General features: G+C 40.0%; 1 protein-coding gene. It reads right to left on the minus strand.

Annotated elements, in window-relative coordinates:
* Positions 1 to 365: Ig-like domain-containing protein (locus ADI58_RS10285; protein WP_049522519.1), on the minus strand; the 365-nt coding region annotated here is incomplete at both ends.

Raw genomic sequence — 365 nt, forward strand, 5'->3', positions numbered from 1 at the left:
GGTGTGTAAGTTGCTGTCGCAGGTGTTCCATTCTTATCCTTACGTACGATTGACACTGGTGTTGCTTCACCTGTAAATGTTGGAAGTGGTGTGAATGTTACGACTCCATTGTCATCAATTGTGTATGTTCCTTGGTTTGGAACTTCTAATGATGTTACTTCTGCTTCTTCTCCAGTTTTACTTGGATCAATTAGTTTTGCTTTACTTGTTGGTTCGAATGGTACTTCTACTTCTTCGTTATTTACAGTGTTCTTACCTGGTGTGAATACTGGTGTTGCTGTTTGTTTTGCGCCTTGTACATCAGTTGTTTTTTGTTTATCAGCTGTTGGTACTGCTGGTTTTACAACTGGTGAGTAAGTCGCTGT

The organism is Streptococcus mitis (assembly GCF_001074635.1).
GTDB lineage: Bacteria > Bacillota > Bacilli > Lactobacillales > Streptococcaceae > Streptococcus > Streptococcus mitis_E.